The 24,327-nt window shown below is 68.3% G+C and carries 20 protein-coding genes and 2 pseudogenes; 16 read left to right on the forward strand and 6 right to left on the reverse strand.

Features of this window, described 5'->3' with window-relative positions; translation table 11 throughout:
- Positions 1-41: 41 nt before the first annotated feature.
- The 9 genes and pseudogenes from IG08_RS0149860 to IG08_RS63290 form a co-directional block, all read left to right on the forward strand.
- Positions 42-1,172, forward strand: coding sequence for a saccharopine dehydrogenase NADP-binding domain-containing protein (locus IG08_RS0149860; RefSeq protein WP_030620453.1), 1,131 nt, complete (start codon positions 42-44; stop codon positions 1,170-1,172).
- Positions 1,169-2,191 carry an NAD-dependent epimerase/dehydratase family protein gene (locus IG08_RS0149865; protein ID WP_030620455.1) on the forward strand — a complete coding sequence of 341 codons (1,023 nt, stop codon included), beginning with the start codon at positions 1,169-1,171 and terminating at the stop codon, positions 2,189-2,191. The genes IG08_RS0149860 and IG08_RS0149865 overlap by 4 nt, the downstream gene beginning before the upstream one ends.
- Positions 2,188-3,405 carry an ATP-grasp domain-containing protein gene (locus IG08_RS0149870; RefSeq protein ID WP_030620458.1) on the forward strand — a complete coding sequence of 406 codons (1,218 nt, stop codon included), beginning with the start codon at positions 2,188-2,190 and terminating at the stop codon, positions 3,403-3,405. Before IG08_RS0149865 ends, IG08_RS0149870 begins: the two co-directional genes overlap by 4 nt.
- A 160-nt stretch (positions 3,406-3,565) precedes the next feature.
- The gene (locus tag IG08_RS0149875; RefSeq protein ID WP_030620463.1) at positions 3,566-5,023 is read left to right on the forward strand and encodes an FAD-dependent oxidoreductase; all 1,458 of its coding nucleotides are present in this window, start codon (positions 3,566-3,568) and stop codon (positions 5,021-5,023) included.
- A complete protein-coding gene (locus IG08_RS0149880) occupies positions 5,020-5,703 on the forward strand; it encodes an MOSC domain-containing protein (protein ID WP_199821125.1) in 684 nt (227 codons plus the stop codon). Before IG08_RS0149875 ends, IG08_RS0149880 begins: the two co-directional genes overlap by 4 nt.
- Before the next feature lie 28 nt (positions 5,704-5,731).
- Positions 5,732-6,949, forward strand: coding sequence for an ATP-grasp domain-containing protein (locus tag IG08_RS0149885; RefSeq protein WP_030620469.1), 1,218 nt, complete (start codon positions 5,732-5,734; stop codon positions 6,947-6,949).
- A 61-nt stretch (positions 6,950-7,010) separates the two neighbouring features.
- Positions 7,011-8,348 carry an MFS transporter gene (locus IG08_RS0149890; RefSeq protein ID WP_030620470.1) on the forward strand — a complete coding sequence of 446 codons (1,338 nt, stop codon included), beginning with the start codon at positions 7,011-7,013 and terminating at the stop codon, positions 8,346-8,348.
- Positions 8,349-8,575: 227 nt separating this feature from the next.
- The gene (locus tag IG08_RS0149895; RefSeq protein ID WP_030620472.1) at positions 8,576-9,667 is read left to right on the forward strand and encodes an ATP-grasp domain-containing protein; all 1,092 of its coding nucleotides are present in this window, start codon (positions 8,576-8,578) and stop codon (positions 9,665-9,667) included.
- 406 nt (positions 9,668-10,073) lie between these two features.
- Positions 10,074-10,163, forward strand: a pseudogene (locus IG08_RS63290) (transposase); the annotation flags it as partial.
- Between the two features lie 307 nt (positions 10,164-10,470).
- On the opposite strand, the pseudogene IG08_RS59690 reads toward IG08_RS63290, so the two are convergent.
- Positions 10,471-11,213: pseudogene (locus IG08_RS59690) on the reverse strand (IS5 family transposase); the annotation flags it as partial.
- Positions 11,214-11,284: 71 nt separating this feature from the next.
- Between IG08_RS59690 and IG08_RS0149920 the strand changes: the two are divergent.
- Entirely contained in the window at positions 11,285-11,563 is a 279-nt protein-coding gene (locus IG08_RS0149920; protein ID WP_030620482.1) for a hypothetical protein, read from the forward strand.
- An 81-nt stretch (positions 11,564-11,644) separates the two neighbouring features.
- Here IG08_RS0149920 and IG08_RS0149925 read toward each other — a convergent pair whose 3' ends face one another.
- The gene (locus IG08_RS0149925) at positions 11,645-12,880 is read right to left on the reverse strand and encodes an MFS transporter (RefSeq protein WP_030620487.1); all 1,236 of its coding nucleotides are present in this window, start codon (positions 12,878-12,880) and stop codon (positions 11,645-11,647) included.
- A gap of 78 nt (positions 12,881-12,958) precedes the next feature.
- Between IG08_RS0149925 and IG08_RS0149930 the strand changes: the two genes are divergently transcribed.
- The 6 genes from IG08_RS0149930 to IG08_RS0149970 all read left to right on the forward strand — a co-directional run bounded on the left by IG08_RS0149930 (position 12,959) and on the right by IG08_RS0149970 (position 19,528).
- The gene (locus tag IG08_RS0149930) at positions 12,959-13,525 is read left to right on the forward strand and encodes a CGNR zinc finger domain-containing protein (protein WP_030620490.1); all 567 of its coding nucleotides are present in this window, start codon (positions 12,959-12,961) and stop codon (positions 13,523-13,525) included.
- A gap of 353 nt (positions 13,526-13,878) precedes the next feature.
- Positions 13,879-14,178 (forward strand): transposase, encoded by a 300-nt coding sequence (locus IG08_RS0149935; RefSeq protein WP_158812390.1) that lies wholly within the window; start codon positions 13,879-13,881, stop codon positions 14,176-14,178.
- Positions 14,175-15,047 (forward strand): IS3 family transposase, encoded by an 873-nt coding sequence (locus tag IG08_RS59695; RefSeq protein ID WP_030620494.1) that lies wholly within the window; start codon positions 14,175-14,177, stop codon positions 15,045-15,047. Before IG08_RS0149935 ends, IG08_RS59695 begins: the two co-directional genes overlap by 4 nt.
- A gap of 162 nt (positions 15,048-15,209) precedes the next feature.
- Positions 15,210-15,902, forward strand: a complete 693-nt coding sequence (locus IG08_RS0149950; protein WP_030620498.1) for an SDR family oxidoreductase — start codon at positions 15,210-15,212, stop codon at positions 15,900-15,902.
- A gap of 1,090 nt (positions 15,903-16,992) precedes the next feature.
- A complete protein-coding gene (locus IG08_RS0149965; RefSeq protein WP_052425267.1) occupies positions 16,993-17,643 on the forward strand; it encodes a pentapeptide repeat-containing protein in 651 nt (216 codons plus the stop codon).
- Between the two features lie 688 nt (positions 17,644-18,331).
- Positions 18,332-19,528, forward strand: a complete 1,197-nt coding sequence (locus tag IG08_RS0149970; protein ID WP_043457319.1) for an MFS transporter — start codon at positions 18,332-18,334, stop codon at positions 19,526-19,528.
- A gap of 194 nt (positions 19,529-19,722) precedes the next feature.
- On the opposite strand, the gene IG08_RS60970 is transcribed toward IG08_RS0149970, so the two are convergent.
- From IG08_RS60970 to IG08_RS0149990, 4 genes are all read right to left on the reverse strand, one after another.
- Positions 19,723-20,061 carry an XdhC family protein gene (locus IG08_RS60970; RefSeq protein ID WP_030620508.1) on the reverse strand — a complete coding sequence of 113 codons (339 nt, stop codon included), beginning with the start codon at positions 20,059-20,061 and terminating at the stop codon, positions 19,723-19,725.
- A gap of 248 nt (positions 20,062-20,309) precedes the next feature.
- The gene (locus tag IG08_RS0149980) at positions 20,310-22,718 is read right to left on the reverse strand and encodes an aerobic carbon-monoxide dehydrogenase large subunit (RefSeq protein ID WP_030620511.1); all 2,409 of its coding nucleotides are present in this window, start codon (positions 22,716-22,718) and stop codon (positions 20,310-20,312) included.
- Positions 22,715-23,287 (reverse strand): (2Fe-2S)-binding protein, encoded by a 573-nt coding sequence (locus tag IG08_RS0149985; protein ID WP_052425268.1) that lies wholly within the window; start codon positions 23,285-23,287, stop codon positions 22,715-22,717. The genes IG08_RS0149980 and IG08_RS0149985 overlap by 4 nt, the downstream gene beginning before the upstream one ends.
- Positions 23,284-24,171, reverse strand: coding sequence for an FAD binding domain-containing protein (locus tag IG08_RS0149990; RefSeq protein ID WP_030620517.1), 888 nt, complete (start codon positions 24,169-24,171; stop codon positions 23,284-23,286). Before IG08_RS0149990 ends, IG08_RS0149985 begins: the two co-directional genes overlap by 4 nt.
- Positions 24,172-24,327: the final 156 nt, after the last annotated feature.

Raw genomic sequence — 24,327 nt, forward strand, 5'->3', positions numbered from 1 at the left:
TCAAGAGCCATCACATTTCTGGCCTTTCGTTAGGAGCGCCCGTGAAGGACACCCACCTACTGGTCATCGGTGCCGGCAACGTCGGCACGCACACACTGGATCTGCTGGCACGTCGGCCCGATGCGCCGCGCATTACGCTCGCCGGACGGGACGAGGAGCTCTTGGTCCGGCAGGTGAACCTGTCCCGCATGGTCGCCGCACAGCTGGGTCACACGCCTCGGCTCGATCACGTCGTCATGGACGTCGACGACATCGACCGGACCGCCGCGACCCTCGCCGAGCTGAGCCCCGACATCGTGTTCAGCACGGTCAGCCTGCAGGCGTGGTGGGTGATCAACGAGCTTCCGAAGGATCTACTGACCCGGCTCGACGAGGCGGAGATCGGACCCTGGCTGCCGATGCAGCTCACTCTGATCCACAAGGTGATGCAAGCGGTGAAGGCGAGCGGCATCGACGCACAGGTCGTCAACGCCGCGCTGCCCGACGCCACCCACACCATCCTGGACAAGGTGGGTCTGGCTCCCACGATCGGCATCGGCAACGTCGCCAACATCGTGCCGGCACTCCGCCACGCCGCGGCGGACCAGCTGGGCAAGAGTCCGGCCCAGGTCGACCTGCGGGTGGTGATGGAGGCGTTCGTCAGCCACCGGGTGCCGCGCACCGGCGATGCCGGGGACGCACCGTATCGCATCAGCGTGCTGGAGAACGGCAGTGACGTCACGGAACGGGTCGACATGGAGCGCCTGTTGCAGACAGTGGCGACCCGGTACCGGCGTCTGGGCGGCGTGCGTGGTGCGGTCCTGACCGCCGCGTCAGCGGTGACGGTGATCGAGGCACTGACCTCCACGGAACCCCGCCTGGTCCACGCCCCTGGCCCCGACGCGCTCATCGGCGGCTATCCGGTGGCTGTGTCGGCCAAGGGCCTGGACGTCCAACTGCCCGACGGCCTCTCGTCGACGCAGGCGCTCGACATCAACAAGAAGGCGCTGTGGCACGACGGCATCGCCGAAATCCGTGACGACGGCAGCGTCCGCTACAGCGACCCGCACATGGACATTGTGAAGAGCATGCTCGGCTACGACGTCCGAGAGATGAAGCTCGCGGACTCCCAGGCCTGCGCCCGTGAACTTGCCGCGAAATACAGCGAGTTCAAGGAGAGCCTGGGGGCATGAAGAAGATCCTCATTCTGGGGGGCTCGGTATTCCTGGGGCGGGCCGTCGCGACGGCGGCCCTGAGCCGGGGCCATGAGGTCACCACCTTCAACCGGGGCCTGTCGGGCTCCGACGTCGAGGGCGTCGAGGTGACCCGAGGGGATCGTGACAACGAAGGCGATCTCGAACGCCTCGTCGCCGGCCGGCACTGGGACGCGGTGATCGACACCTGTGGATTCGTGCCTCGTTCCGTCTCCGCGGGCGCCCGGGTGCTGTCCTCGCACGTGGATCACTACGTGTTCGTGTCATCGGTCAGTGCCTTCCGGGACTGGCCCGCCCACCCCATTGACGAAGCGTCACCGCGCTGGAAGTGCCCCTCGGACGCGGACGAGTCGGGCGGCACGTACGGTCCCCTCAAGGCCGGCTGCGAACGCGCCGTGCGCGAACACTTCGACGGCACGGTGAGCGTTGTCAGTCCAGGCATCATCGTGGGCCCCGGCGAGAACGTGGGCCGTCTGCCCTGGTGGCTGCGCCGTGTCGCGGCCGGCGGGGCACTCGCGCCGCACCCGGGCGACCGGGAGATCCAGCTCATGGACGTCCGGGATCTCGCCGAGTTCATCCTTGCCCGGGTCGAGCGGCCGTCCGAGTGTGACCTGCTGGTGACCGCGCCCGCCGGCCAAGCCACGTTCGCGGAGTGGCTCGCGCTGTGCGCGAAGGCGACCGGTGCAGACCCGGCTCTCGTGTGGATGGACGAGGAGTTTCTGCTGGAGCAGCAGGTGACTCCGTGGTCCGAACTGCCGCTGTGGGCACCCTTGCGAGCCGACTGGCGGCACGCGTGGTCCGTGTCGAGCGACGCGGCGGTCGCGATGGGACTGACCTGTCGTCCGCTGGCGGACACGGTCGTCGACACGTGGGAGTGGCTGCGCGGCACGCCCGGGTTCCAGGGGAAACCGAAGATCGGCATGGACTCCGAGAAGGAACGCCGGCTCCTCGCCGCATGGCGTGGAAAAGGATCAGGAAGCGAGGAAGCGGCACGGTGAGCATCGACCTGCTCTACATCGAGGTCAACCTGACCGGATACGGCACCCACGGGATCCAACGGGCTCAGGCACAGGGACTGACGACAGCCCTGGTCTGCCGGGATCCCCGGGAGTACGCACGTCTCGATCCGGACCCGGCCGAACTGGTGGACCGGTTGGAGCGCGTGGACACCTACGACACCTCCCAGCTCATGAGGGCGTGCCTTGGCCTGGAGCCGCGCGCGGTGATCGCGTACGACGACTACCGCCTGTTCCAGGCCGCCGTCGTCGCGAACGGCCTGGGTCTTCCGGGACCCGATCCAGCGGGCATCCTCGCCTGTCGCTACAAGGATCTCACCCGCAAGGCCACGGCCGGTATCGGTCGTGACGTCAAGCATGTCGTGGTCCCCGTTGACGGGACGGTGACCAGCTCTCCGCTCGGCTACCCCTGCGTTGTCAAACCGGTCGACGACGGCGCCAGTGCCGGAGTGCGTGTCTGCCGCTCCGACGAGAACTTCCAGGCAGCGGTGGGCGGAGCGATCGACCACAGCACACACGGCCGTGGCTACCGCTGCCTCGACGCCGTACTGGTCGAGGAGTACGTGGAAGGGCCGGAGTACAGCGCCGAACTCCTCTGGGACAACCAGGCGGGGAGCTGGCGGCTCCTGGGCTTCGCCGAGACGGTGCTGAGTCGGCCGCCGAAGTGCAAGGAACTCGCGCACGTCTTCCCCGCCCGCCTGGACCCCGAGACGGAGCAGGTCGCCGAGAAGACCGTCCTGAAGTGGCTGGAGAGCACGGGGCACCGCGGCACGGCGGCACACGTCGAATTCAAGATCGATCACGAGGGACGCCCCGCCCTCATGGAGATCAACCCCAGGCTCGGCGGCGGCGACATCCGTCTCCTCATCGAAGCGAGCACGGGCCTCGACGTGGTGGACCTCTACCAGCAGCTGTGGCTCGGACGCCCGGTGGCGCTGCCCGACCGCCCCTGGGACGGAGTCGCCCACTCCGTGATTCGTTACCTGACCCCGCCCGGGGACGGTGTGGTACGGCACATCGGCAGACCGGAGACCCTGGACGACGCCGTCATCGCCCACGAGATCCAGGACATCGGTCCCGACGGAGTGACCGCGACCGACACCTCACGCCTCGGCTGGGTCGTCACCCTGCACGAGGACGCCGAGCGGGCCGTCGCCGCGGCGGACGGGTTCCACAGTTCGCTGGTCTTCGAGTGACACACACCCATTCCCATCCCGACCTTCTGGGGAGGTGCCCGCTGGTGCGCCCGACAGACGCAACGAACGCACATCGGCTCGATCGAGTGGGCGAGGCCCGACGGACATGCCGGACGACCTTGGACACGGTGACCGACGACAGCACTCCTGGATGGCCCCGATGAGCCGGGCGGTCCACGCGGCCGTGATCGGCGCGGGGCTGGGCGGGATGCTGACCGCCTTCTGTCTGGCTCGGCGAGGTGTCCGGGTGACCGTCTTCGAACGGGACGACTCGGCGTTGCCCGATACCCCGGCCGCGGCGGGGAACTGGTCGCGTACCGGCGTGCCGCACCTGCACCAGACGCATGGCTTCCTCGGCGCCTTCCACTCGACGCTGCGGGACGAACTTCCCGACCTGCTGGAGCAGTTGCTCGCCTACGGTGTCGAGGTCCGCGACTTCGGGAAGATCGCTGCGGACCACGGCTTCAGTCCCGAAGCCGGCGCCGACGTCGCGGTGCTGCTGGCTCGGCGCAGCACGGTCGAGCAGGTGCTGCGCCGGGCGATGACGAGGGAAAAGGGAATCACGCTGCGCGTCGGCACCGGCGTGGACGAGATCCTCGTCGGGCGAGGAAGAGTCCGGGGTGTGCGCACCTCGGGACACGACCTCGACGCCGACATCGTGATCGACGCCTCCGGCCGGCGCGCGGCACCCTGGGCCTCCTGGTACGACGCCGTGGGCGACAACCGCGGTGAGCTGGCCTACATCACGCGCATGTACCGGCTCGCCGACGGAGCCGAGCCCGGGCCGCTTTCCCGGGTGAGTGGTGCCGGCGTCATCGGCGACGGCTACCACACGGTGATCAATGTCCACGACAACCGTACGTTCTCCGCGGTCCTGGCCTGCTCACCGCATGATCGCGAGCTGTTGCGCGCACGGGACGCCCGGGTCTTCGAACCGCTCATGGAGTGGATACCGAAGACCGGCCCCTGGGTCGGGGAAGGCAGGGCCGTGCCCCTCTCTCCGCCGCGGGTCATGTCGAACATGCGCAACACCGCGCGGCGGATCTCCGGCAAGGCTCCGCAGGGCTTCTTCGCCGTGGGGGACGCACTCGTCACCACGGATCCGAGCCGCGGTTTCGGTGCCTCCATGGCCGCCGTCGGCTCGGTGCGGCTGGCCGAGGCGATCGCCGGCGACCACCGCGACATCGACGCGGCCCGCGAGGCCTATCTCGCGCGGCTCACTCCTTGGGCGCTCGACTGGTACGAGGACACAGTGGCGCACACCGCCACCCGGGCGAAGCGGTGGTCCGCGCTGCTGGACGGGGAACGTGTCCCCGTCACCATCCCTGTCCCCGAGCCGGTGCCCGCCTTCGTCACCTTTCAGCTGCCGTCCGCCGATGAGGAGGAGTGGTGGCACAAGCGGCGCTACAGCCAGCTGCTGGAAACGCCCGCCTCGCTGACGCGGCGATGGGGCGGGAACAGGACAGAAGCCAGGCCGGAAGGGCTCCAGGTCTACATGACGGACGTACCGACCCGGGCGGAAGTCGTCGACCGCATGGAGGAGTTCACGGCAGCACACGGTACGTCGTCCGGGCCGCCGCCGTACGCCGTCAAGGGCAGGCAGGGGGATCCCCGGTGACGCTGGGGCACGTGCGGTCGGTCAACGTCAGCCGCGCCAAGGCGGCGACGTTCAAGGGGCCGCGGTCGACGACCGGCATCGACAAGCGTTCCGTGCTCTCCACCGTCGCGGTGACGCGCAACGGGTTGCACGGCGACGAACAGGCGGACCTGCTGCACCATGGCGGGCACGACCAGGCGGTGTACGCCTACGCCGCGGAGGACCACGACTGGTGGGCGGCCGAGCTGGGCTGCCTGCGCCATGACGGCGCATTCGGCGAGAACCTCACGACGGTCGGCTTCGACGTCAACGCCGCCGTGATCGGTGAGTGCTGGCGTATCGGTGACACCTTGCTTCAGGTCACGTCCCCGCGCATCCCCTGCCGCATGTTCGCCGGCTGGATGGGTGAGGACCACTGGACGAAGCGGTTCGCGCACGCGGCGCGGCCCGGAGCCTACCTACGCGTCGTCGAAGAAGGATCGATCTCGGCGAACGACGGGATCCATCTGGTCGACCGGGCCGCCGAGAGTCTGACGCTGGCCGAGGCGATCAATGCCTACTACGGCGACTGGGAACTGCTGCCCCGGCTCCTCGCCGCTCCCGCGCTCGCCACGCGCTGGCGTGAGATGGCCTTGGAACGCCAACGGTCCGGCAAGCTGCAGCGGCTTCCCGACCGGAAACCGGACGACGAGCACCAGTAACTTTCCATGCCGTGTGCGAGGAAGCGTAATGCGTGTACTGATGATCGGGCTCAACAGTGGCTATCGCCGACTGGTTGACGACAACTCAGACCTCGAACTCTATGTCATAGAAGAAAAGGAGATCATCGAGGCGAATGGCGCCGCCTTCGCGGCTCCGTGGATAAAAGAGGTGCGAGCCGGCGGATATCAGCAGTGCGATGAGGCCACGCAGACGGCACGCAAGTGGCACAGGGACGTCGGGTTCGATGCGGTGGTACCGGGCATGGAATACGCCGTGCCCACGGCATTCGGGCTGGCCCGGGAGTGGGGACTCGGTGAGCCAGGTGCCGTCGCCACTGATGTCTGCACCAACAAACTTCTGCTCCGGCAACTCGCGCATACAGCGGACATCCCGCAGCCCAGATTCGCCGAGGCCACCTGCGCGGATGATGCGAAGAGTTTCTTCAAGGGCCGGCCGATTGTTCTGAAGCCCTCCAACCGTCGCGCCTCGGTGGGGGTGATACGGGTCGACAGGACGGAAGACATCGAGTCCGCCTGGCAGGAGACGACGCTCGCCGGGGAAGGATCCCGCACGGTCGGCAGGGACCTCTCCTGGAGGTTTCAGTGCGAGGAGTACATCGACGGCCCGGAGATCTCCGTGGAAAGCGTCGTCTTCGAGCGTGAGGTCCTTTTCGACAACATCACGGCGAAGCAGACCGTGGGCGGGCGCTACTTCACCGAGGTCGGACACGTCGCCCCGGCCCGGGTGGACGACCAGGAGCGCCGCCCGATCCTTGCGCAGGTGCACCGACTGCTGACCGCCATGGACGCGGTTTCCGGCGTCTTCCATTCGGAGTGGCGTGTCAACCGGGGCGTCCCGCACCTGGTCGAGTGCGCGGCCCGGCCTCCGGGAGACCTCATCCCCGAACTGATCAGGCGGAGCCAGGGGGTTGACCTCTACGACGCCTTCGTCGGGGTCCTCGCCGGCCGCCGCCCGAATCTCCGCCCCGTGCCGGCGTCGGTGGCATCAGTGCAGTTCTTCCGCCCGCCGGCCGGGAGATTCGTGCGGCTGCAGGGGGAGGACGCGCTGGCTGCCTCCCCGTGGGTCTTCGACCATGAGGTGAATCTCCGCGTGGGGCAGGAGACCCCCAGCTTCGCCAATTCCTGGCAACGGGCCGGTTATTACGCGCTGGAGTGCCCGGACCACGCTGCCCTGGAACGAGAGACGCGCGCACTGGAACAGCATCTGGAGTTCATCGTCGAATAACACGGAATCGGAATCAGTGAACCTTTTTGTTGTGTACCGACTAGTGAAGGGAGAGCCCGGCATGGATAGTTCAGTCCGGAAACGGACCGACGGGGGCGAGACGATTCCTCGCCCCAGCCGACCTCAACAGATACTGCTGTTCGCGCTCCTCATCAACGCGACCGGCAGTGGCCTGTATGTGGCTAGCGCGCCGGTATACCTCACCCGCGAGGCGGGATTGAGCGACTATCAGGCCGGCCTGGGTTTCACCATCGGCTCCGGAATAGCGTTGGCACTGATGGCCCACTTCGGATACATCTGCGACCGCGTCGGCGCCAAGCGGACGTACGTCCTCTCGTGCCTCTTCTACGCCGTCGCCATGGTGGCGTTCGCCAACATCCACGGAATGCTGGAATTCACGCTGGTCGCGACGGCCACCGGGATCACCTCAGGCACCAGTTCAGTAGCCCGGCCAGCGCTCGTGCGCCAAATGTCGGAAGGCAACCTCCGGTGGTTCGGCTTGCGCAACCGCGTCGTGAACAATTTCGGTATGGGGTTGGGAGCCATCGGTGCAATCGCAGCGCTGAAGGTAGGTAGCCTATTCGCCTTCCAGGTGATCTACCTGGCGAACGCGGCCTCTTTCGTCATATGCGCTGCGATCGTCATGTTGGCAGTCAAGGCGGCAAACACGATGGTCGTTGCCCGACCGGTGTCCCGCAAGTGGGTGGCAATCCGAGACCGACAATTCATCCGCGGCACAGTACTAAACGGCATCATCGCCCTGCAGTATCCGCTCTTGACCTTCGCAATGCCACTTTGGGCAATCAACACCATCGGTGCGCCGATGTGGGTCTCGTCCGGCTACGTCTTGCTGAATACGGCCTGCATCGTTGTGATCCAGAGCAGGCTCAGCCGGAGCATCAGTTCTCTCCTCTCGGCCGGGAAGGCGATGCGCCGAAGCGGCCTGATCTTTACCGTCAACGTGATCCTGGTGGGGATGGCGCCACTGCTGCCATCCGTGGTAGCAGCAGTAATCCTTGTCCTGGCGGTCATTGTGCACAGTATTGGCGAGTCCCTCCACGCCGGTGCATCGCAAGAGGTCTACTACGGCATGGCGACAAACGAATCGCAGGCCGAGTACGCAGGCGTGTTCTGGATCGGACAGGGTCTAGCGCTCACGATCGGGCCGACCTTGCTCGCATTCACGTGCCTCGGGATGGGGACTCCCGGATGGCTGCTCCTGGCAGCCGTCTTCCTCCTCACCGGGATCCTGTCTCCCCGAATCCTCATGGCAGGCGCCGGCAGGCCCGTCGAGGCAGACGACTCGGGCAACTCCGCCGGGGAACCTGCAGCTGACACCTCCGTAACCACCAAAGCCAAGACTCTATTCGACACCGCACCGGAAGGGATAAATCCATGACCTCTCGTCAACTCCCCCTGCTCATTGGGGTTGATCGATATGTCCTACGGGCGTGCGGAAAGCGCGGTATCCCCGCCGTTCTCGTGTACGGCTCGAAATGGCGTGACATCGGACTCCCGGATCTCCCGGACTGTGTCACACCTGTCTTCGCGGAGGACGAGTGCAGTCCAGAGGCGGTGCTGTCGGCGCTTACTCGTGCGGGACTCGCCGGAAAACGATTTTCATCCGTGACAACTACGAACGAATTTGCCATTGTCAACGCCGCTCTTCTCGCCCAAGCGCTGGGCTGTGCGGGTCTCCCGCCAGCCGTGGCGGTCCGGTTCCGTGACAAGTTCATCCAGAAGCACATCGTGCGCACACGCGGCATTCCCACCGCTCGATCCGTGATCATTGAAGACGTCCAGGATGACGCCGGCATCGAGCTTTCATTCGATGCCGGCGTCATAAAACCGGTAACCGGTGCCGCGACGCGGCAGGCCGCTACCGTGCGCAGCACAGAGGATCTACGTGAAGCTGTCCGCCGTTTCCGGTCCGAGGGCGGCCCGGCTCGCACCTTTGTGTTGGAGGAGTTCCAACAGGGGGACGAATGGTTGGTCGACGGCGTTCTGCACGACGGCGAGATCCTCTTCTCCTCCGTCGCCGAGTACACCCAGCCCTGTCTGACGACTGTCGAGTCGCAAGCGCCGCTGCAGATACGCCGGTTCGACCCCACTACCGAAGCATGGACGTATCGCCTGGCGGAACCCGTTGTCCGTGCGGCATTGAAGGCGCTCGGCTTGACCGACGGCATCTTCCACATGGAGCTGTTCCATCAGGATGGCGAAGTCGTCTTCAGCGAGTGCGCTGCGCGGAGAGGCGGCGCACTCGTGCACGAGGAGATCGAGTGCAAGTTCGGCGTTGACCTTGGCGAGGCCGCACTGTCGCTGGCGATAGGTGAGCAGCCGGACGCGGCAGTCAGGCAACGCCCGGGATTCGTGGGCACCACGTTCATCACCTCACCGCCGGGCATTCTGTTCGACGCGCCGTCGTACGAGGAGGTCATGAGCCTTCCCGACATCGAGTACGTCATGCTCGCCCATTCGGTGGGTGCTTCCCTGCCCTCCTCGATCTCCGACACGACCAAGCGTGTTGGTCAGGTCATGATCAGGACGGAGACGCTCGATCAGTTCTACAAGCGTTCGGAAGAGGTCCTGGCCTGGTTCGCCGACCACATCACGGTCGTACCGGCCGGCTTGAAGATCAGAGAGCTGAGGGCAATGCAGCCCGCTCTTGGACATGACACGAGACTCCTCGCGAGCTACCGGAGAAGTAACAGATAGCGACGGCGGAGCCCTTCCGGCTGCCACCCGTCATGCAGAGGAGCGTGGGCTCGCATTTTCGACGATGGGTGTAGCTCTCGGCTCAGTCAAGATTTTCGGACGCTGTTGGTGATCTTCGCTCGGTGGGGTGAAACTCGTCGTCGTTGTCCCTGTTGATCTCGTTGTGGTGGTCCGCTGAGGGTAGCGGGGTGGATCGAGCGGTCGGAGGGGTGACCGCGGTGGCAATGGGTTCGGGCACGGGGCGGGGGATTCATCCGTTGACGGTGTGGATGGCCAGGGCGAGCAACCCGCGGGGCACCACGGCGATGTGGATGCGGGACCGGCTGGAGGAGTTGTTCACGGACGACGACTTCGCCGACTGGTATCCGGCAGGCGGGCGCCGGGCCTGTCGCCGGCCCGGCTGGCCATGGTGTCGGTCCTGCAGTATGCGGAGAACCTGACCGACCGCCAGGCCGCCGAAGCGGTGCGTTGCAGGCTGGACTGGAAGTACTGCCTGGGCCTTGCCCTGGATGATCCCGGCTTCGACCACTCCGTCCTGTGCGAGTTCCGCGAGCGGATGGCCCGGGACGACCGTGCGGACCGGTTGCTCGCCTTGATGGTCGACCGCTTGGCCGCGGCGGGCCTGGTCAAGCGGCATGGGCGGATGCGGGTGATGCGGATCTCTTCGGCGGTTTGGTGGAACTCCTCCAGCTGTGCGGAGAGCTCCGCGATCCGCTCCTTGGCTGCCTCGGTCTGCGCGGCGATCTGCTGTTCCCGTTCATCCAGCCGTGCCAGCACCGCACCGAGGGTGAGCTGGTCGCCGGTCATGCGGTGTGCCAGGACGGCGCGGTTGCCCCGGTCAGCCGGCGCAGTATCACCGCGGTCATCGCCCAGTACACCCGCGATTCGGAGCTGCGGTGCTGGTGCTCGTAGTCGCGCACCAACCGGCGGTGCAGTATCAAGATCCCGTAGACGCGCTCCACGATCCACCGCTGGGGGATCGGAACGAACCCGGTCTGCGCGGGGTTGCGCTCCACGATCTCCACCTTGATGCCCACCTTCTGCCCGTGCGCGACGACGGCGTTCTTGAAGCCCTGGTCGACCAGGGCTTTCTCGACGGTGTCGGTGTCGGCGGCGACCTTGTCCAGCAGCGTGATGCCGACGGTGTTCTCATGCGCCGACGCGGCCACCACGACCACCGCGATCACCAGATCCAGGACGTCAACGGCCAGGCCGCGCTTGCGGCCCGGGACTTTTTTGCCGCATCACGCCCCGTCGAGTGTGCGGGCACCCCGGCCGCGGCGTGCACGCTCTGGGTGTCGAGCACCACCAGGCTCGGGTCCGCCTTCCGGCGCGCCTTCTCCCGCACCTGTCAGCGCGGCAGGTCGGGGATGGTCTGGTCGGTGCCGTCGTCGCGCCAGGTGTAGAAGTAGTACTTCACCGCGCCGGACGGCGGGAAGTCGTGCGGGAGCAGGTCCCACTGGCAGCCGGCGCGGCCCTGGTAGAGCAGCGCGTTGACGATCTCCCGCATCGCGTACCGGCCCTGATGGCCGCTGACCGAGGGATGCGCGGCCGGGCAGCACCTACATCACGTCGCCCCCGGGTGTGCTGTTAGCCGTGCCGTCCCATGCCGAGGTCATGAGCCTTCCCGACGTCGAATACGCCGTGCTGTCCCATTCCGTCAGTGCCTCTCTGCCCGTGTCGATCTCCGACGTCACGAAGCGCATCGGGCAGGTCATGCTCAGGACGGCGACGCTTGAGGAGTTCCACAAGCGGTCCGAAGAGACCCTGAGCTGGTTCGGCGAGCGAATCACAGTGGTGCCCTCCGGGCTGGGGGTCGGCGAGCTGAGGGCGATGCAGCCTGCCTTGGGCAGCGACAAGGCGCTCCTGGCGGACTACCGCAGGGACGACCGTTAGCCGGTGGGAACGACCGCCGCGCGGCGTTCACACGGTGGCCCGAGGCACGCGCGAGGTGACAGGGCCGGGCATGTCCTGGCCTCACTCCACGGAGTCGGCGGATGCCCTGGCATCCGTTGTCTCCAGGGCTGGCCGAGTCCTGCGGGTGTCGACGGCACGGGCGACCGCCGGCTGGAGGAACGCGAGGGCCAGACAGACGCCTGCCATGGTGGCCCACAGGGCGGTGACACCGGCTCGCTGAAGGAGTTCGGTGCCGGCGATCGGCGCGACGACCGCCGCAACGCCCCAGCTGAGGCCGTAGACCGCCATGTAGCGGCCGGAATGGTGCTCGGGGGCCAGCTCCGCCACGATGGCGTAGGCGCGTCCGACGAGCACGAGGTCACCGGCGCTCCACACGATCGTCGAGACGACATAGGCCGGCAGACCGTGCGCACAGGCGTATCCGATCAGGCCGAGGGTCATGAGGCCGTATCCCACGGCGAACGCCACTGACATCGGCAGCATGGCCACTCTGGCCGCGCGGACCAGCGGCTGACCGGCCACCAGGGTGACCGCCGACGCGGTGGAGAGGAGTCCGGCGTCGGCTGCCTGCAGGCCGCGGTCCACCAGGGCCAGCGGGAGCAGCATCATCACCTGCAGACAGACGACGGCCATGAGTGTTCCGCAGCCGAGCATGAGCAGCAGAGCGGGGTCACGCCAGGGAGAGACGCTCCGCTGCGGCCCCTGCGCCGTCCGAGCCGGCGTCGGCCGGTTGGCCGGCAGCGTCAGATGTACGACCGCTGCGCAGATCGAACAGGTCAGTGCGTCCACGACGAACATCCAGCGGAGGTCCCATCGCCCCAGCGCCGCGGCGAGCAGGCCGGCCGCCATGCCGGCGGCGGCGAGGGCGGCGTTCAGCAGACTGTAGGCCCGCACGCGTTCGTCGGCTGCCACAAGGTCTGCGATCATCGCCTGACTCGGGGGCTCGTACAGCTCGAATGCCAGTCCCAGCAGAATGGCGAACACCGTGACGACGACCAGGCTGTCGGCCGCTGCGATCCCCAGCTGTGCCAGGGCACACGCGGTCAGTCCCACAACGATGGTCCGGCGCCGCCCCAGACGGTCTGCGAGGCGTCCGCCGACAAGCCGGGAGGGAATGGTGGCCAGGCCGAACGCCGCGGAGATGACGCCCGCGGTGGTGGCGTTCGCTCCGAAGCGGGTCGTGATCAGGACGGTGAGGAAGCTCAGGGAGAAGGCTCCCAGCCGGTTGACCGCGCGTGCGGCGACGAGGAGACGCACCTCGCGGGGCAGCGGCTGTCGGGTCTGCCAGATCGGCATACGAATCCCGTCTGTGACTGGTGAATAAGATAATGCAAGTGACGAGAAACTAGAACTCAAGGGGTGACTGGTCAAGTGATGTTCGACAGTCACGTGGCGACGCTGCTCAGTGTGACAGTGGCGCTCGTGAACGATTTGACGGACGGATCCCGCGGGGGCAAGCCGTATGTCGCGCCCGGGGACGAGCAGCTGATTTCCGCGGTCGCCCGGGTGCTGCCGTCCGTCTCGGATCCGCAGGAGATCGACCATGTGCAGGCCCTCAGTCTGGCGGCCGCGGCCCAGCAGATGCGGCTCGTGTTCGTTGGGGTGGACGACGAGCGCCTCGACGACGCGGCCGAGGCCGTGAACGCACTGCTGCGCGCAACGGGCACCCGCCCGCAGCTGGACCGTGTTCCAGGGGAGCCGTGGCAGGTGCATTTTCACGGTTACGACGACTCCGACGCGGTGGGATGGAGCGCAGGGTGTGCCGCCGCTCTGGCCCTGGCCATCGGCAGTGATCTCGCCGGCCGCCTCGGGGTGTGCGGTGCGTCGCGGTGCGACCGGGTATACGTCGACGGATCGCGGAACTCCGCACGCCAGTTCTGCTCCCTGGCATGTCAGAACCGCGTCAAGGCCGCGGCGTATCGTGCGCGCGGATCTCATTGACGACGGACGTCCGCCATCCCACCCAGGGGTCTGGGATGCCGTCCCCGCCCCTCTTCAGGTGCTGCCCCGAACACATTCCGCGCATTCGTTGTCGGCGTGTGCCGTGCCACCAGGCCCGTGATGCCCACGTCGCACGGCTCACTACTCGACATCCCGGGGGCTCCGCCCCCTCGCCCGCCATGCCCGAAAGGTAGCCACCTCATGACCGCGTCCACTTCCGCCCCCCTTGACAAGCAGACCCTCCGGACCGGAGTCGTGGCGATTGCTGCACAAGTGGACGGCGAGCTTGATCTGCTTTGACGGACATCTGAGATCAGGGGTTCTGCCCCGGGAGGATGTCCATCATGGAGAGCATGGGGAAGAAGAGGCCTCGGCCTCGCCGTTCGTTCACGCCGGAGTTCAAGGCCGAGATCGTCGAGCTGTGCCGTCGTGGTGACCGCTCGGTCGGCCAGGTCGCCAAGGACTTCGATCTGACCGAGACCGCGGTGCGGCTGTGGATCAGCCAGGCCGAGGTCGATGCGGGCGAGCGCGACGGGCTGACCAGAAGCGAACGCGAGGAACTGGCCGCGCTGCGACGGGAGAACCGCCGGCTGCGAGAGGACGTGGAGGTCCTCAAGCGGGCCACGGCTTTCTTCGCAAAGGAGACCCGGTGACGGTCCACCCGTTCATCGAGGCGGAAAAGCATGGCGGTCACAACGTCAAGCGCGCGTGTGAACTGCTACAGGTCTCCCGAACCGCCTTCTACGCCCGCCGCAGTGGCGGGCCCGGTCCGCGGGCGGTCCGCGATGCCGAGCTCGCCGAGAAGATCACGCAAGTCCACGAGAAATCCCGCGGGACCTACGGGGCCCCGCGCATTCACGCCGTCCTGCAACGGCAGGGTGAGGACTGCGGACGGCGCCGGATCGCCAGACTGATGCGCACCGCCGGACTGCAGGGCCGGCACCGCAGACGACGGCACCTGACGACGATCCCCGACCCGCGGGCCGCCGCCCGGCCTGACCTCGTCGTCCGCAACTTCGCTCCCGACCCGGACGGTCTCGACACCCGATGGTGCGGCGACATCACCTACATCCCGACCGAGGAAGGCTGGCTCTATCTGGCCACCGTCATCGACATCGCCTCCCGCCGCGTGGTCGGCTGGTCCACCGCCGACCACCTGCGGACCGAACTGGTCGCCGACGCTCTCCAGTCCGCCTGCCGTGAGCGTCGTCCCACCCGGCCGGTGATCTTTCACTCGGATCGCGGCTGTCAGTACACCAGTCAGCAATTCGCCTCCCTGGCAACGGAGTTGGGCGTCCGTCTGTCCGTCGGCCGCACCGGGCAGTGCTGGGACAACGCGCTCGCCGAGTCGTTCTTCGCCACCATCAAACGGGAGTTGCTCGACACCACCGCCTGGCCCAGCCGGGCCGCCGCCCGCACCGCGATCTTCGACTTCATCGAGGGCTGGTACAACTTGCACCGGCTGCACAGCAGCCTCGGCTATCGCAGTCCTGTCGAATACGAGACCGCACTCGCAGCCTGACCACCACACCGATGGTGTCCGACAAAGCGAAACAAGCTCAGTGGGAGGTGGCGCTGGGGGCGGTGGAGCAGGCCTGGGTGGTGGAGTCGGACTACAGTGCAGGCGTTTTGGGGGACAGTCGGTAAGGCCGTGCCCCGACCGCATCGCCGAGGAGGCCGTCCGATGGGACCCGTCACGCTGATCACCGGGGGCTCGACCGGCATTGGTGCCGCCACCGCCCGAGCCCTGCTCAAGGAGGGCCACCGGGTGGCTATCACTGGACGGGACGCGGACAAGCTGGCCGCCTTCGCCGCCACGGCCGGAGCGGGCGAGCGGCTGCTGACGATCACCGGGGACACCAGCGACGAGCACGATGTCGCCGCCGCCGTGCGCCGCGTGGTGGACACCTGGGGCCGGCTGGACAACGTCATTGCCAACGCCGGGTTCTCGCTGCCCGGGAATCTGGAGAGCCACGCCCCCGAGGACATGCGGGCCATGGTCCTCACCAACGTCCTGGGCCCGGCGCTGCTGGTGCGGGAGACCCTGCCGCAGCTCAGGGAGTCCAAGGGCCGGATCGTGCTGATGGGTTCGGTCGCGGGAGTGCGCCACACGCCCGGCAACCTGTACTCGGTCACCAAATGGGCCGTGCACGCGCTGGCCGAGAACACACGGCTGCTGGTCGGCCAGGACGGGGTCGGCGTGACCGTCGTCGCTCCCGGGGTGGTGGACACCCCGTTCTGGGACGAGCGCGGCGGCAGCCCCGAGACGGCGCTGACCGCAGAGCAGATCGCGAACACGATCGTCTTCGCCCTCAACCAGCCTGCGGGCGTGGACATCAACCACATCACCATGCGGCCGACCGGGCAGCTCGGCTGAGCAGGCTGTTAGAAGCGATTCCCAATCCGAAGGTAGGGTCAAGTTTTCCCAGGTCAGGTGTCTGTCTGTCCCTCGGCAGGCATGCTCGAACCGTTGTGTCGGCGCGGGACTGGCCCCACAGTGTCCTGGCACCCGAGTTGTGCGGGAGGCCCCACTTCCGTGCCCAGCCGACCAGAGGATCACCCGACCGAGTCGTCAGACTCGAACTCACGATCACCAAGCTCGATTGAACAACGGCTACTCACGTCATTGCGCAGAGGGCTGCTCTTGCGCAGGTGGACGCTCTGGCTGTCGTGGTGTTTGGGCTGCGTGGTCGGGAGCGGTCCGAGGGGCCAGGTCCGGTTGCGCAGGACTCGTGCCTGATTTCGCAGCCCTTGCTCGTCTTGGGATGCGGGTGTGCGCAGCGAGCTGCGCAGCAGGAGCACGGTGGCTGCGCACGTGCGTGGTTGGTGCGACCATGAGCCCGACCATGAGCCCGACCATGAGCCCGACCATGAGCCCGACCATGAGCCCGACCATGAGCCCGACCATGAGCCCGACCATGAGGTAGGTGCGTAGTCGGGGTGTGGTGGTGAGTCCACGGTTCGAGGGGGGTTGGGGTGTGGGTCATTGAGTCGGTACAGGATGCGGTGGTACGGGGCTCACCGCGGTCGTGTGGCTCGGCGTCTGGTTCTCAACTTTCCTACCGGCCTGCCCGGTTGGCTGGCCATCGTCCTTGTATGAGGTGGTGGCAGGCGGCTCTTTGGGGCCTGGCCGGCGGGGGAGCGGCCTCGGTGCTGTCCCTTGCGACGGCCGTGGTGTCGTGCGGGTATCACTGGCCCTGGAGCAAGAAGAACAGGCGCGGGAGAGGGGAGTTGGGGCCGCGTTTGCTCGTCCTGGCCGCTGGTGCCGTGCTGGGCGCCGCGGTGGCGGCCGCCGCGCATGATCAGATCAGTGGTCCCTGGTCGGCTTTCCTCTTCGGTGTCGGCGCTCCCGCCACCATCCGCGGCCTGCTCTCCGGCGTCGAGGTCGCCCCCCCGCACCCATCCCGCGCCTGTGCCCAGGTCCGCGCCGCGCAAGCCCCTGCCCGCCCCCGGCTCGGGAGAGGTCCGTGAAGACGCACCCTGACACCCCGCTCGGCCGCCTCGCGCTGGCCGCCCATCCCTCCCGGCCGTGGCTGCACATCCAGGCCTCCCCCTGGTGGCGCCGTGTCCTGCTTGCGGCTGGTGCCCGGCAAGCGTCCTGGGCAGGAAGGGCGCTGCGCGGTGCGGACCTGTATCAAGCGAACCTGATCCGCGCGGACCTGACCGGCACGTGTCTGGCCGATGCGGACCTGGACGGCGCGGACCTGAGCGGCGCATTCCGGGATGCAGCGGATCTGAGCGGCGCGCACCTGGATGGAGTGGATCTGACCCGTGCGCGCCTGACCAATGCGCGTTTGAGCGAGGCGAATCTGGGTGGCGCGGACCTGGTCGAAGCGATCCTGTACGGCGCGGACCTGACCGGGGCAAACCTGACCGGGGCGGACCTGTGCCGCGCGGACATGATCGGCACGTACCTGACCTGTGTGAACTTGGACGGCGCGGACCTGAGCGGCGCGTATCTCGTGAATGTGACTTGGTCAGAACAAGCAGTGTGGCCTGATGAGCTTGCCGTGCAGATGCGGGCGCGCTCGGTTCCGCTCGGGCGCGGCAAGTGGCGTGTGGAAGGGTCCGGCAACAGCGGGGCCGATGTGGAAGTACCGCTCGTGCCCGCGCACTGACGACAGGCCCCCGCCGGGCAGCCTGCGATGCAGAACTTTGACCCGAGATCGCCGGGGTTGCGGCCCAGACACTCTTTCAGTGAAGCCTCACCACAAGTTGGCGCGGAGTGGCGGGTTATGCCCGCTACAACCTCACCACAGTGTCGCTTTCGGTGGGCGTGTACGAGTCACCGGTCGTCGTGAACGCGGGCCCGGGGTGCGGGAGCAGGCGCGGGGCGACGGTGGAAGAGCGCGCTGTGGTCAGCCGCTGGGGCAAGGCGCCGTGTCCGTGGAGCAGTCGTACGGCGAGTGCCTTGGGGTGCCGGGCTGTGCCGGGTTGTGCTGGTCAAGGTGTGGCTGTGTCCGTGAGAAGCGACAGCGCCTGTCGGTCAGTGACGACACCACCCGGTCTCATCGGGGGAGCGGTATCGACTCCTTCCGCCTCGCCCAGACCCGAGCCAGGGCCGAACAGGCCGTGGGCTGACGATCACAACGGGCCCTTCCTCTGTTCGTTTCTGCGCGCCGTTCCTCTACGCTCGAGGAGGTCATCAACTACCGCATGACATCTGCCCGGTGACGGAGTCGGCGTGGGGTGCGCGTCCCCGCTCCACGCCACCACTGGATGGCTTCAGGCGCAGCCACGGGTCGGCACATCCGGACGCCGACGACCCCGTTGGCGCGTCCCGCCGGGCGGCGAAAGGGATGCGCCGTGCCTTCGGCGTCGGCGAACTACCGTACCCTGCTGCGCACTTCGGGTGCCGCGGCCTTCTTCCTTCCCGCCGCTCTCGGGCGTCTGGGCATCGCCATGACGGGGATCGGCATCGTCTGGCTGGTGCACGCACGCACCGGGTCGTATGCCGCCGCGGGTCTCGTTACCGGCGGGTTCGCTGTCGCGGACGCCGTCGCCGGGCCGCAACTCGGGCGCCTTGTCGACCGGTTCGGGCAGGCGCGGGTGCTCCCTTGCGCGCTGGGCGCACATGCCGGGGCCGTGGCGCTGTTGCTCGCCGACGCCGTTCCGGACCTCGTCGCCGGGGTGCTCGTCGGGGCAACGCTGCCCCAGCTCGGTGCCCTGTCCGCCGCTCGCTGGTCTGCCCTGTTGTCCGGCGAACGGGCTGCCGCGCTGCCCACCGCCTTCGCCCTGGAGGCCCTCGCCAACGGCGTGTCCTACATGGCCGGCCCCGCCCTGGTGAGCGTCCTCGGTGCGGCAGGCCGCCCGGGCGCCGGGGTGCTGCTCGCCGCCGCGCTCGTCGTCGGCGGCGGGCTCGCCCTCGCCGCCCAGCGCCGCACCATGCCGCCCCTCACCGGCCACGCCGAACGCAGGCACGCCGGACGCGCCCTGCTCCGCTCCGCATTCCTGCGGCAGGTCGCGCTCGGCCTCACGCTCGGGGTGTTCTTCGGCGCGATGCAGGTGTCCGTCGCCGCGTATGCCGTCGGACGCGGCACGCCGGACGCGGCAGCGCTGCTCTATTTCGCCTCCAACTGCACCAATCTGGTGGGTGGCTGGGCCTACGGAGCATGGCGTCACGGCGGCTCACCCCGGCGCCGCCAGGCCGCGGCCGCCGCCTGCCTCACCCTCGCGAGCCTTCCGCTGACCTTCCTCGACGCGCCCCTCGCGGTCGGCGCCACCCTTGCCCTGACCGGACTCGCCGTGCCGGTCCTGCTGATCCTCTCCTCCGTGCTCACAGAGTCGTCGGTCCCGCGCGCCGTCCTCACCCAGGCGTTCACCTGGGGCAACTCCGCAAGCGCGGCAGGAATAGCGGGCGCCGCGGCGGTCGCGGGGCGGGTGGTGGACGCGGGCGGTGCGCACGGCGGCTTCGGTGTGGTGGCGGGGGCCGCGGTGGCGATGACGGTGCTGGCGCTCGGCGGTCTGCGGGACTCATCAGCAGCCGAGGACGAACGGCCTTGATACGGGCCGGAGGACGGCCACCATCAGGACACCGAGGAAGGAGCCGAGCACCCCCAAGCGGTGTCAAAACTCACCGACATTCTCCGCCTCACGGAATAGGAACCGCTGCCAGGACTCATCGTGATGCGGCGTTCTGTCTCATCGACAAGGCCAACCTGGTGATCGCACGTTCCGTGTCCCAGCGTCGGTTGCTGTTACAGCCGCTGATCGTTCACGACCTGCACCTGACCGTGGTGCAGCAGCTGTTGCCTCTTACCATGAACGAGGTGGTGCGCGCGGTTATGCGTTGCTCGCCGACTCGCCTGTGGCTGTGGTGGTGTGTCGTGGTGGAGTGTGTCGAGGGCTGCCGTATGTACCGTGTTGTGCGCGTACAGGCCGCCGGCGAAGCCGTGGATGGTGCTGTCGCCGTGCACGAGGGCCTCGTGTCCCGGGTGCGCGGGGGCGGGTGGCTGGGCGCGTACCACGCGGGCGTGGACGAACGGCACCTGCTGCTCGGCGAGTTCGAGTGCCCGGGCGCTGACTGTGGTGGGCACGTCCGCCTCCTCCCCGACCCCCTGCTGCCTGTCCCCGATGCTTGCTCTGGCCGGTGGTGCCGGCCTGCCCTCGCCCCCTCGCTTCCTCCCCGAACCCCTGCTGCCTGTCCGGGAATCTTGTCCCCGGGTCTTGCCCGGGTGGGTGGTGTCGGGGTGTCCTGCGCCGCTTTCCGTGCTTTCTGCGCCTTCTGCGCCTTCTGCGCTTTCTGCGCCTTTCGAGTCCTGGTTGTGTGTTCTGGGGACGCGGTTCAGATGGGTGGTGTGGGTGTGCCTTGCATGGCTTCCCAGACTCGGGAGGGGGTGAGGGGCATGTCTGCGTGGCGGATGCCGAAGGGTTCGAGGGCGTCGATGATGGCGTTGACGAGGGCGGGGGGTGAGCCGACGGTTGCGGATTCGCCGATGCCTTTGGCGCCGATGGGGTGGTGTGGGGAGGGGGTGATGGTGTGGCCGGTTTCCCAGTCGGGGACTTCCAGGGCGGTGGGGATGAGGTAGTCCATGAGGGAGCCGCTGAGGCAGTTGCCGTCTTCGTCGAAGGCGATCATTTCCATCAGGGCCATGCCGACGCCGTCGGTGAGTCCGCCGTGGACCTGTCCTTCGATGATCATGGGGTTGATGCGGGTGCCGCAGTCGTCGACGGCGATGAAGCGGCGTACGGTCACTTTCGCGGTGCCCGGGTCGATGTCGACGACGCAGAGGTAGGCGCCGTGCGGGTAGGTGAGGTTCTGTGGGTTGTGGCAGATCTGTGCCTCGAGTCCGCCTTCGAGGCCGTCGGGCAGGTCGCCGGCGCCGTGTGCGCGCATCGCGATGTCCTGGATGGTGACGGCGGCCTGGGTATCGCCCGTGACGTGGAAGGAGCCTTTCTCCCAGGTGAGGTCGGCGACGGAGACCTCGAGCATCGCGGAGGCGATCAGTTTGGCCTTGTCGCGGACCTTGCGGGCGACCAGTGCCGCGGCGGCCCCGGACACGGGTGTCGAGCGGCTGCCGTAGGTGCCGAGACCGAACGGGGTCTGGTCGGTGTCTCCGTGGACGACGTCGATGTCGTGGGGCGGGATGCCGAGTTCCTCGGCGACGATCTGGGCGAATGTGGTTTCGTGTCCCTGTCCCTGGGACTGCACCGAGAGCCGCACGACGGCCTTGCCGGTGGGATGGACCCGTAGTTCGCAGCCGTCGGCCATGCCGAGCCCGAGGATGTCCATGTCCCGGCGTGGTCCGGCGCCGACGGCTTCGGTGAAGAATGCCACCCCGATTCCCATGATCTCGCCGCGTGCCCGCCGTTGGGCCTGTTCGGCGCGGAGCGCCTCGTATCCGGCGAGCTGTGTGGCGAGTTCCATGGTGGGGGCGTAGTCGCCGGAGTCGTAGATCCAGCCGGTGCGGGTGCGGTAGGGGAACTGTTCGGGGCGGATGAAGTTCTTCATGCGCAGGGCGACGGGGTCCATGCGCAGTTCGTGTGCCAGGCAGTTCACGAGCCGCTCGATGAGGTAGACGGCTTCGGTGATGCGGAACGAGCAGGCGTAGGCGACCCCGCCGGGGGCTTTGTTGGTGTAGACGGCCGTCATCGTGCAGTGGGCGGCCTCGATGTCGTAGCTGCCGGTGAACACGCCGAAGAAGCCCGCCGGGTACTTCACCGGTGCGGCCGTGCCGTTGAAGGCGCCGTGGTCGGCCAGGACATGGGTGCGGACGGCGAGGATCCGGCCCTGGCGGGTTGCCGCGATCTCGCCGTGCATCACGTAGTCGCGGGCGAAGCCGGTGCTGATGAGGTTCTCGGCGCGGTCCTCCGTCCATTTCACCGGCTCTCCGGTGAGCAGGGAGGCGACGATGGCGCACACGTAGCCGGGGTAGATGGGCACTTTGTTGCCGAAGCCGCCGCCGATGTCCGGGGCCACGACCCGGATCTTGTGTTCGGGCAGGCCGGCGACGAGCGCGTAGAGGGTGCGGTGGGCGTGCGGGGCCTGGGTGGTGGACCACAGGGTGAGCCGGCCGTCGACGGTGTCGTAGTCCGCGAGGGCCCCGCAGGTCTCCATCGGGGCCGGGTGCACCCGCGGATACACGATGTCCTGGCTCACCACGACGTCCGCGCGGGCGAACGCGGCTTCGGTCTCCCCGGCGTCGCCGGTCTCCCAGTCGAAGCAGTGGTTGTCCGTCTTGCCCTCCAGGTCGTCCCGGATGACGGGGGCGCCGGGGGCGAGCGCGGTGCGTACGTCGATCACGGGGGAGAGGTCGGCGTACTCGACGTCGATCAGTTCCAGGGCGTCCCGGGCGGCGTAGCGGTCCTCGGCGACGACGAAGGCGACCTCCTGGCCCTGGAAGCGGACCTTGTCGGTGGCGAGCACCGCCTGGACGTCGCCCGACAGGGTGGGCATCCAGGCCAGGCCCCGTTCGGCGAGCATGGCGCCGGTCACCACCAGGCGGACCTTGGGGTGTGCCTCGGCCAGGCTGGTGTCCACCGAGAGGAGGCGGGCGTGGGCGAGCGGCGAGCGCAGGATCGCCAGGTGCAGCATGCCGGGCAGCTGCAGGTCGTCGACGTAGCGGCCCTTGCCGCGGACGAAGCGCGCGTCCTCCTTGCGCAGCATCCGCCCGTGTCCGCAGGGCTGTTGGTCGTTGTCCACGAACGCGGTGCGCCGCCCGTCGCCGGCGCCGTCGCCGGTGGTGATGGTCATGGCGTGCTCCCCGGGGCGGCCGGCGCGGCGGTCTGCGGGGCGGTCTGCGGGGTGGTGGGTTCCGCAGGTGTGGTGGGTTGTGCGGGTACGGTGGTGCGGGTGCCGGCTTCCTCGGCTGCCGCCCACCGCACGGAGCGGACGATGGTGGCGTAGCCGGTGCACCGGCAGATCTGCCCCGAGATCGCCTCCCGGATTTCCCGCTCGGACGGGTCGGGATTGCGGTCCAGCAGTGCACGTGCGGTCATCATCATGCCGGGCGTGCAGAAACCGCACTGCAGACCATGACACGCGATGAATCCCCGCTGTACGGCGTCGAGTTCACCGTCCTGCTCCAGGTCCTCGACGGTGCGCACCTCGTGTCCGCCGGCCATCGCCGCCAGTACGGTGCAGGACTTGACCGGTTCGCCGTCCAGCCAGACCACGCAGGTGCCGCAGTTGCTGGTGTCGCATCCCCAGTGGGTGCCGGTGAGCCGGAGCCGGTCGCGCAGGAAGTGGACGAGGAGCAGCCGGCCCTCGATCTCCCCGGTGACCTCTCGCCCGTTGACGGTCATGGTGACCTGCACGGTCACCCCTCCTCTGCCTTTGCGTGGATGCGGGCCACTGCCGTGCGCAGGGTGCGCACGGTCAGTTCGCGTGCCAGGTGGCGCTTGTAGGCGGCGCTGCCGCGGCGGTCGGTCACCGGGGAGCAGCCGGCGGCCGCGATGTCCCCGGCCCGGGCGTACGCCTCCTCGCCGGGCGGCCGGCCACGCAGGGCGTCCGTGATGCCCGCGATGCCCGCGGTGTTGGGGCCGACCGCGGCCAGCCCCACCCGGGCGTCGGCGATCAGACCGTCGCCGTCCAGCCGGACGGCGGCGCCGGCCGAGACCACCGCCCAGTCCCCGGCCCGCCGTTCGACCTTCTCGTACGCGCTCGATCCCCCCGCGCGCACGGGGAGGCGGACCTCGGTCAGCATCTCCGCATCCGCCACGGCGGTCTCGTAGGGACCGCGGTGGAAGTCCTGCATCGGCACCACCCGCTCGCCGCCCGTGCCCCGGATGACGCAGCGGGCGTCGAGGGTGGTGCACACGGCGGACAGGTCCTCGGAGGGGTCGGCCTGGCACAGCGAGCCGCCGAGCGTGCCGCGGTTGCGGACCACCGGGTCGGCGATGACCCGTTCGGCATCGCGGAAGATCGGGAAGACGGCGGCGAGTTCGTCGGACTCCAGCAGCTCGCGGTGGCGTGTCAGGGCGCCGATGCGGAGCTCCCCGCCGGCGGCGCGGACGTAACCGAGCTCCCCGTGCAGGTCGTTGATGTCGATCAGGTACTCGAAGTTCGCCAGCCGCAATTTCATCATCGGCAGCAGGCTGTGCCCGCCCGCCACCAGCCGGGCCGTGTCACCGAGCCGGTCCAGCAGGGCGATCGCCTCCTGGACGCTGCTCACCCGCATGTACTCGAACGGGGCCGGAACCTGCATACCCGCCTCCCCCCTCTTTCCGGCCCGGGCCCCCGGCCCGGCGTCCGGGGCGCCGTGTCCGGGCCCATTGGGCGCCCGCCGGCGCAGGGTGTCAACGGCTGGTTAACCGTTCACTTAATCCGCCCGCCCGCCCGCCCGTCCGACTGACCGGCCGGG

The organism is Streptomyces fulvoviolaceus, from assembly GCF_000718165.1.
In the GTDB taxonomy this organism is placed as follows: domain Bacteria; phylum Actinomycetota; class Actinomycetes; order Streptomycetales; family Streptomycetaceae; genus Streptomyces; species Streptomyces fulvoviolaceus.

Coding starts and splice junctions, on each gene's coding strand:
- IG08_RS0149950 (WP_030620498.1), top strand. CDS start 15,210: ATGGGACCCGTCACGCTGATCACCGGGGGCTCGACCGGCATTGGTGCC.
- IG08_RS0149925 (WP_030620487.1), bottom strand. CDS start 12,880: ATGCCGATCTGGCAGACCCGACAGCCGCTGCCCCGCGAGGTGCGTCTC.
- IG08_RS0149865 (WP_030620455.1), top strand. CDS start 1,169: ATGAAGAAGATCCTCATTCTGGGGGGCTCGGTATTCCTGGGGCGGGCC.
- IG08_RS0149885 (WP_030620469.1), top strand. CDS start 5,732: ATGCGTGTACTGATGATCGGGCTCAACAGTGGCTATCGCCGACTGGTT.
- IG08_RS0149890 (WP_030620470.1), top strand. CDS start 7,011: ATGGATAGTTCAGTCCGGAAACGGACCGACGGGGGCGAGACGATTCCT.
- IG08_RS0149930 (WP_030620490.1), top strand. CDS start 12,959: ATGTTCGACAGTCACGTGGCGACGCTGCTCAGTGTGACAGTGGCGCTC.
- IG08_RS0149980 (WP_030620511.1), bottom strand. CDS start 22,718: ATGACCATCACCACCGGCGACGGCGCCGGCGACGGGCGGCGCACCGCG.
- IG08_RS0149990 (WP_030620517.1), bottom strand. CDS start 24,171: ATGCAGGTTCCGGCCCCGTTCGAGTACATGCGGGTGAGCAGCGTCCAG.
- IG08_RS0149875 (WP_030620463.1), top strand. CDS start 3,566: ATGAGCCGGGCGGTCCACGCGGCCGTGATCGGCGCGGGGCTGGGCGGG.
- IG08_RS0149935 (WP_158812390.1), top strand. CDS start 13,879: ATGGGGAAGAAGAGGCCTCGGCCTCGCCGTTCGTTCACGCCGGAGTTC.
- IG08_RS0149920 (WP_030620482.1), top strand. CDS start 11,285: ATGAGCCTTCCCGACGTCGAATACGCCGTGCTGTCCCATTCCGTCAGT.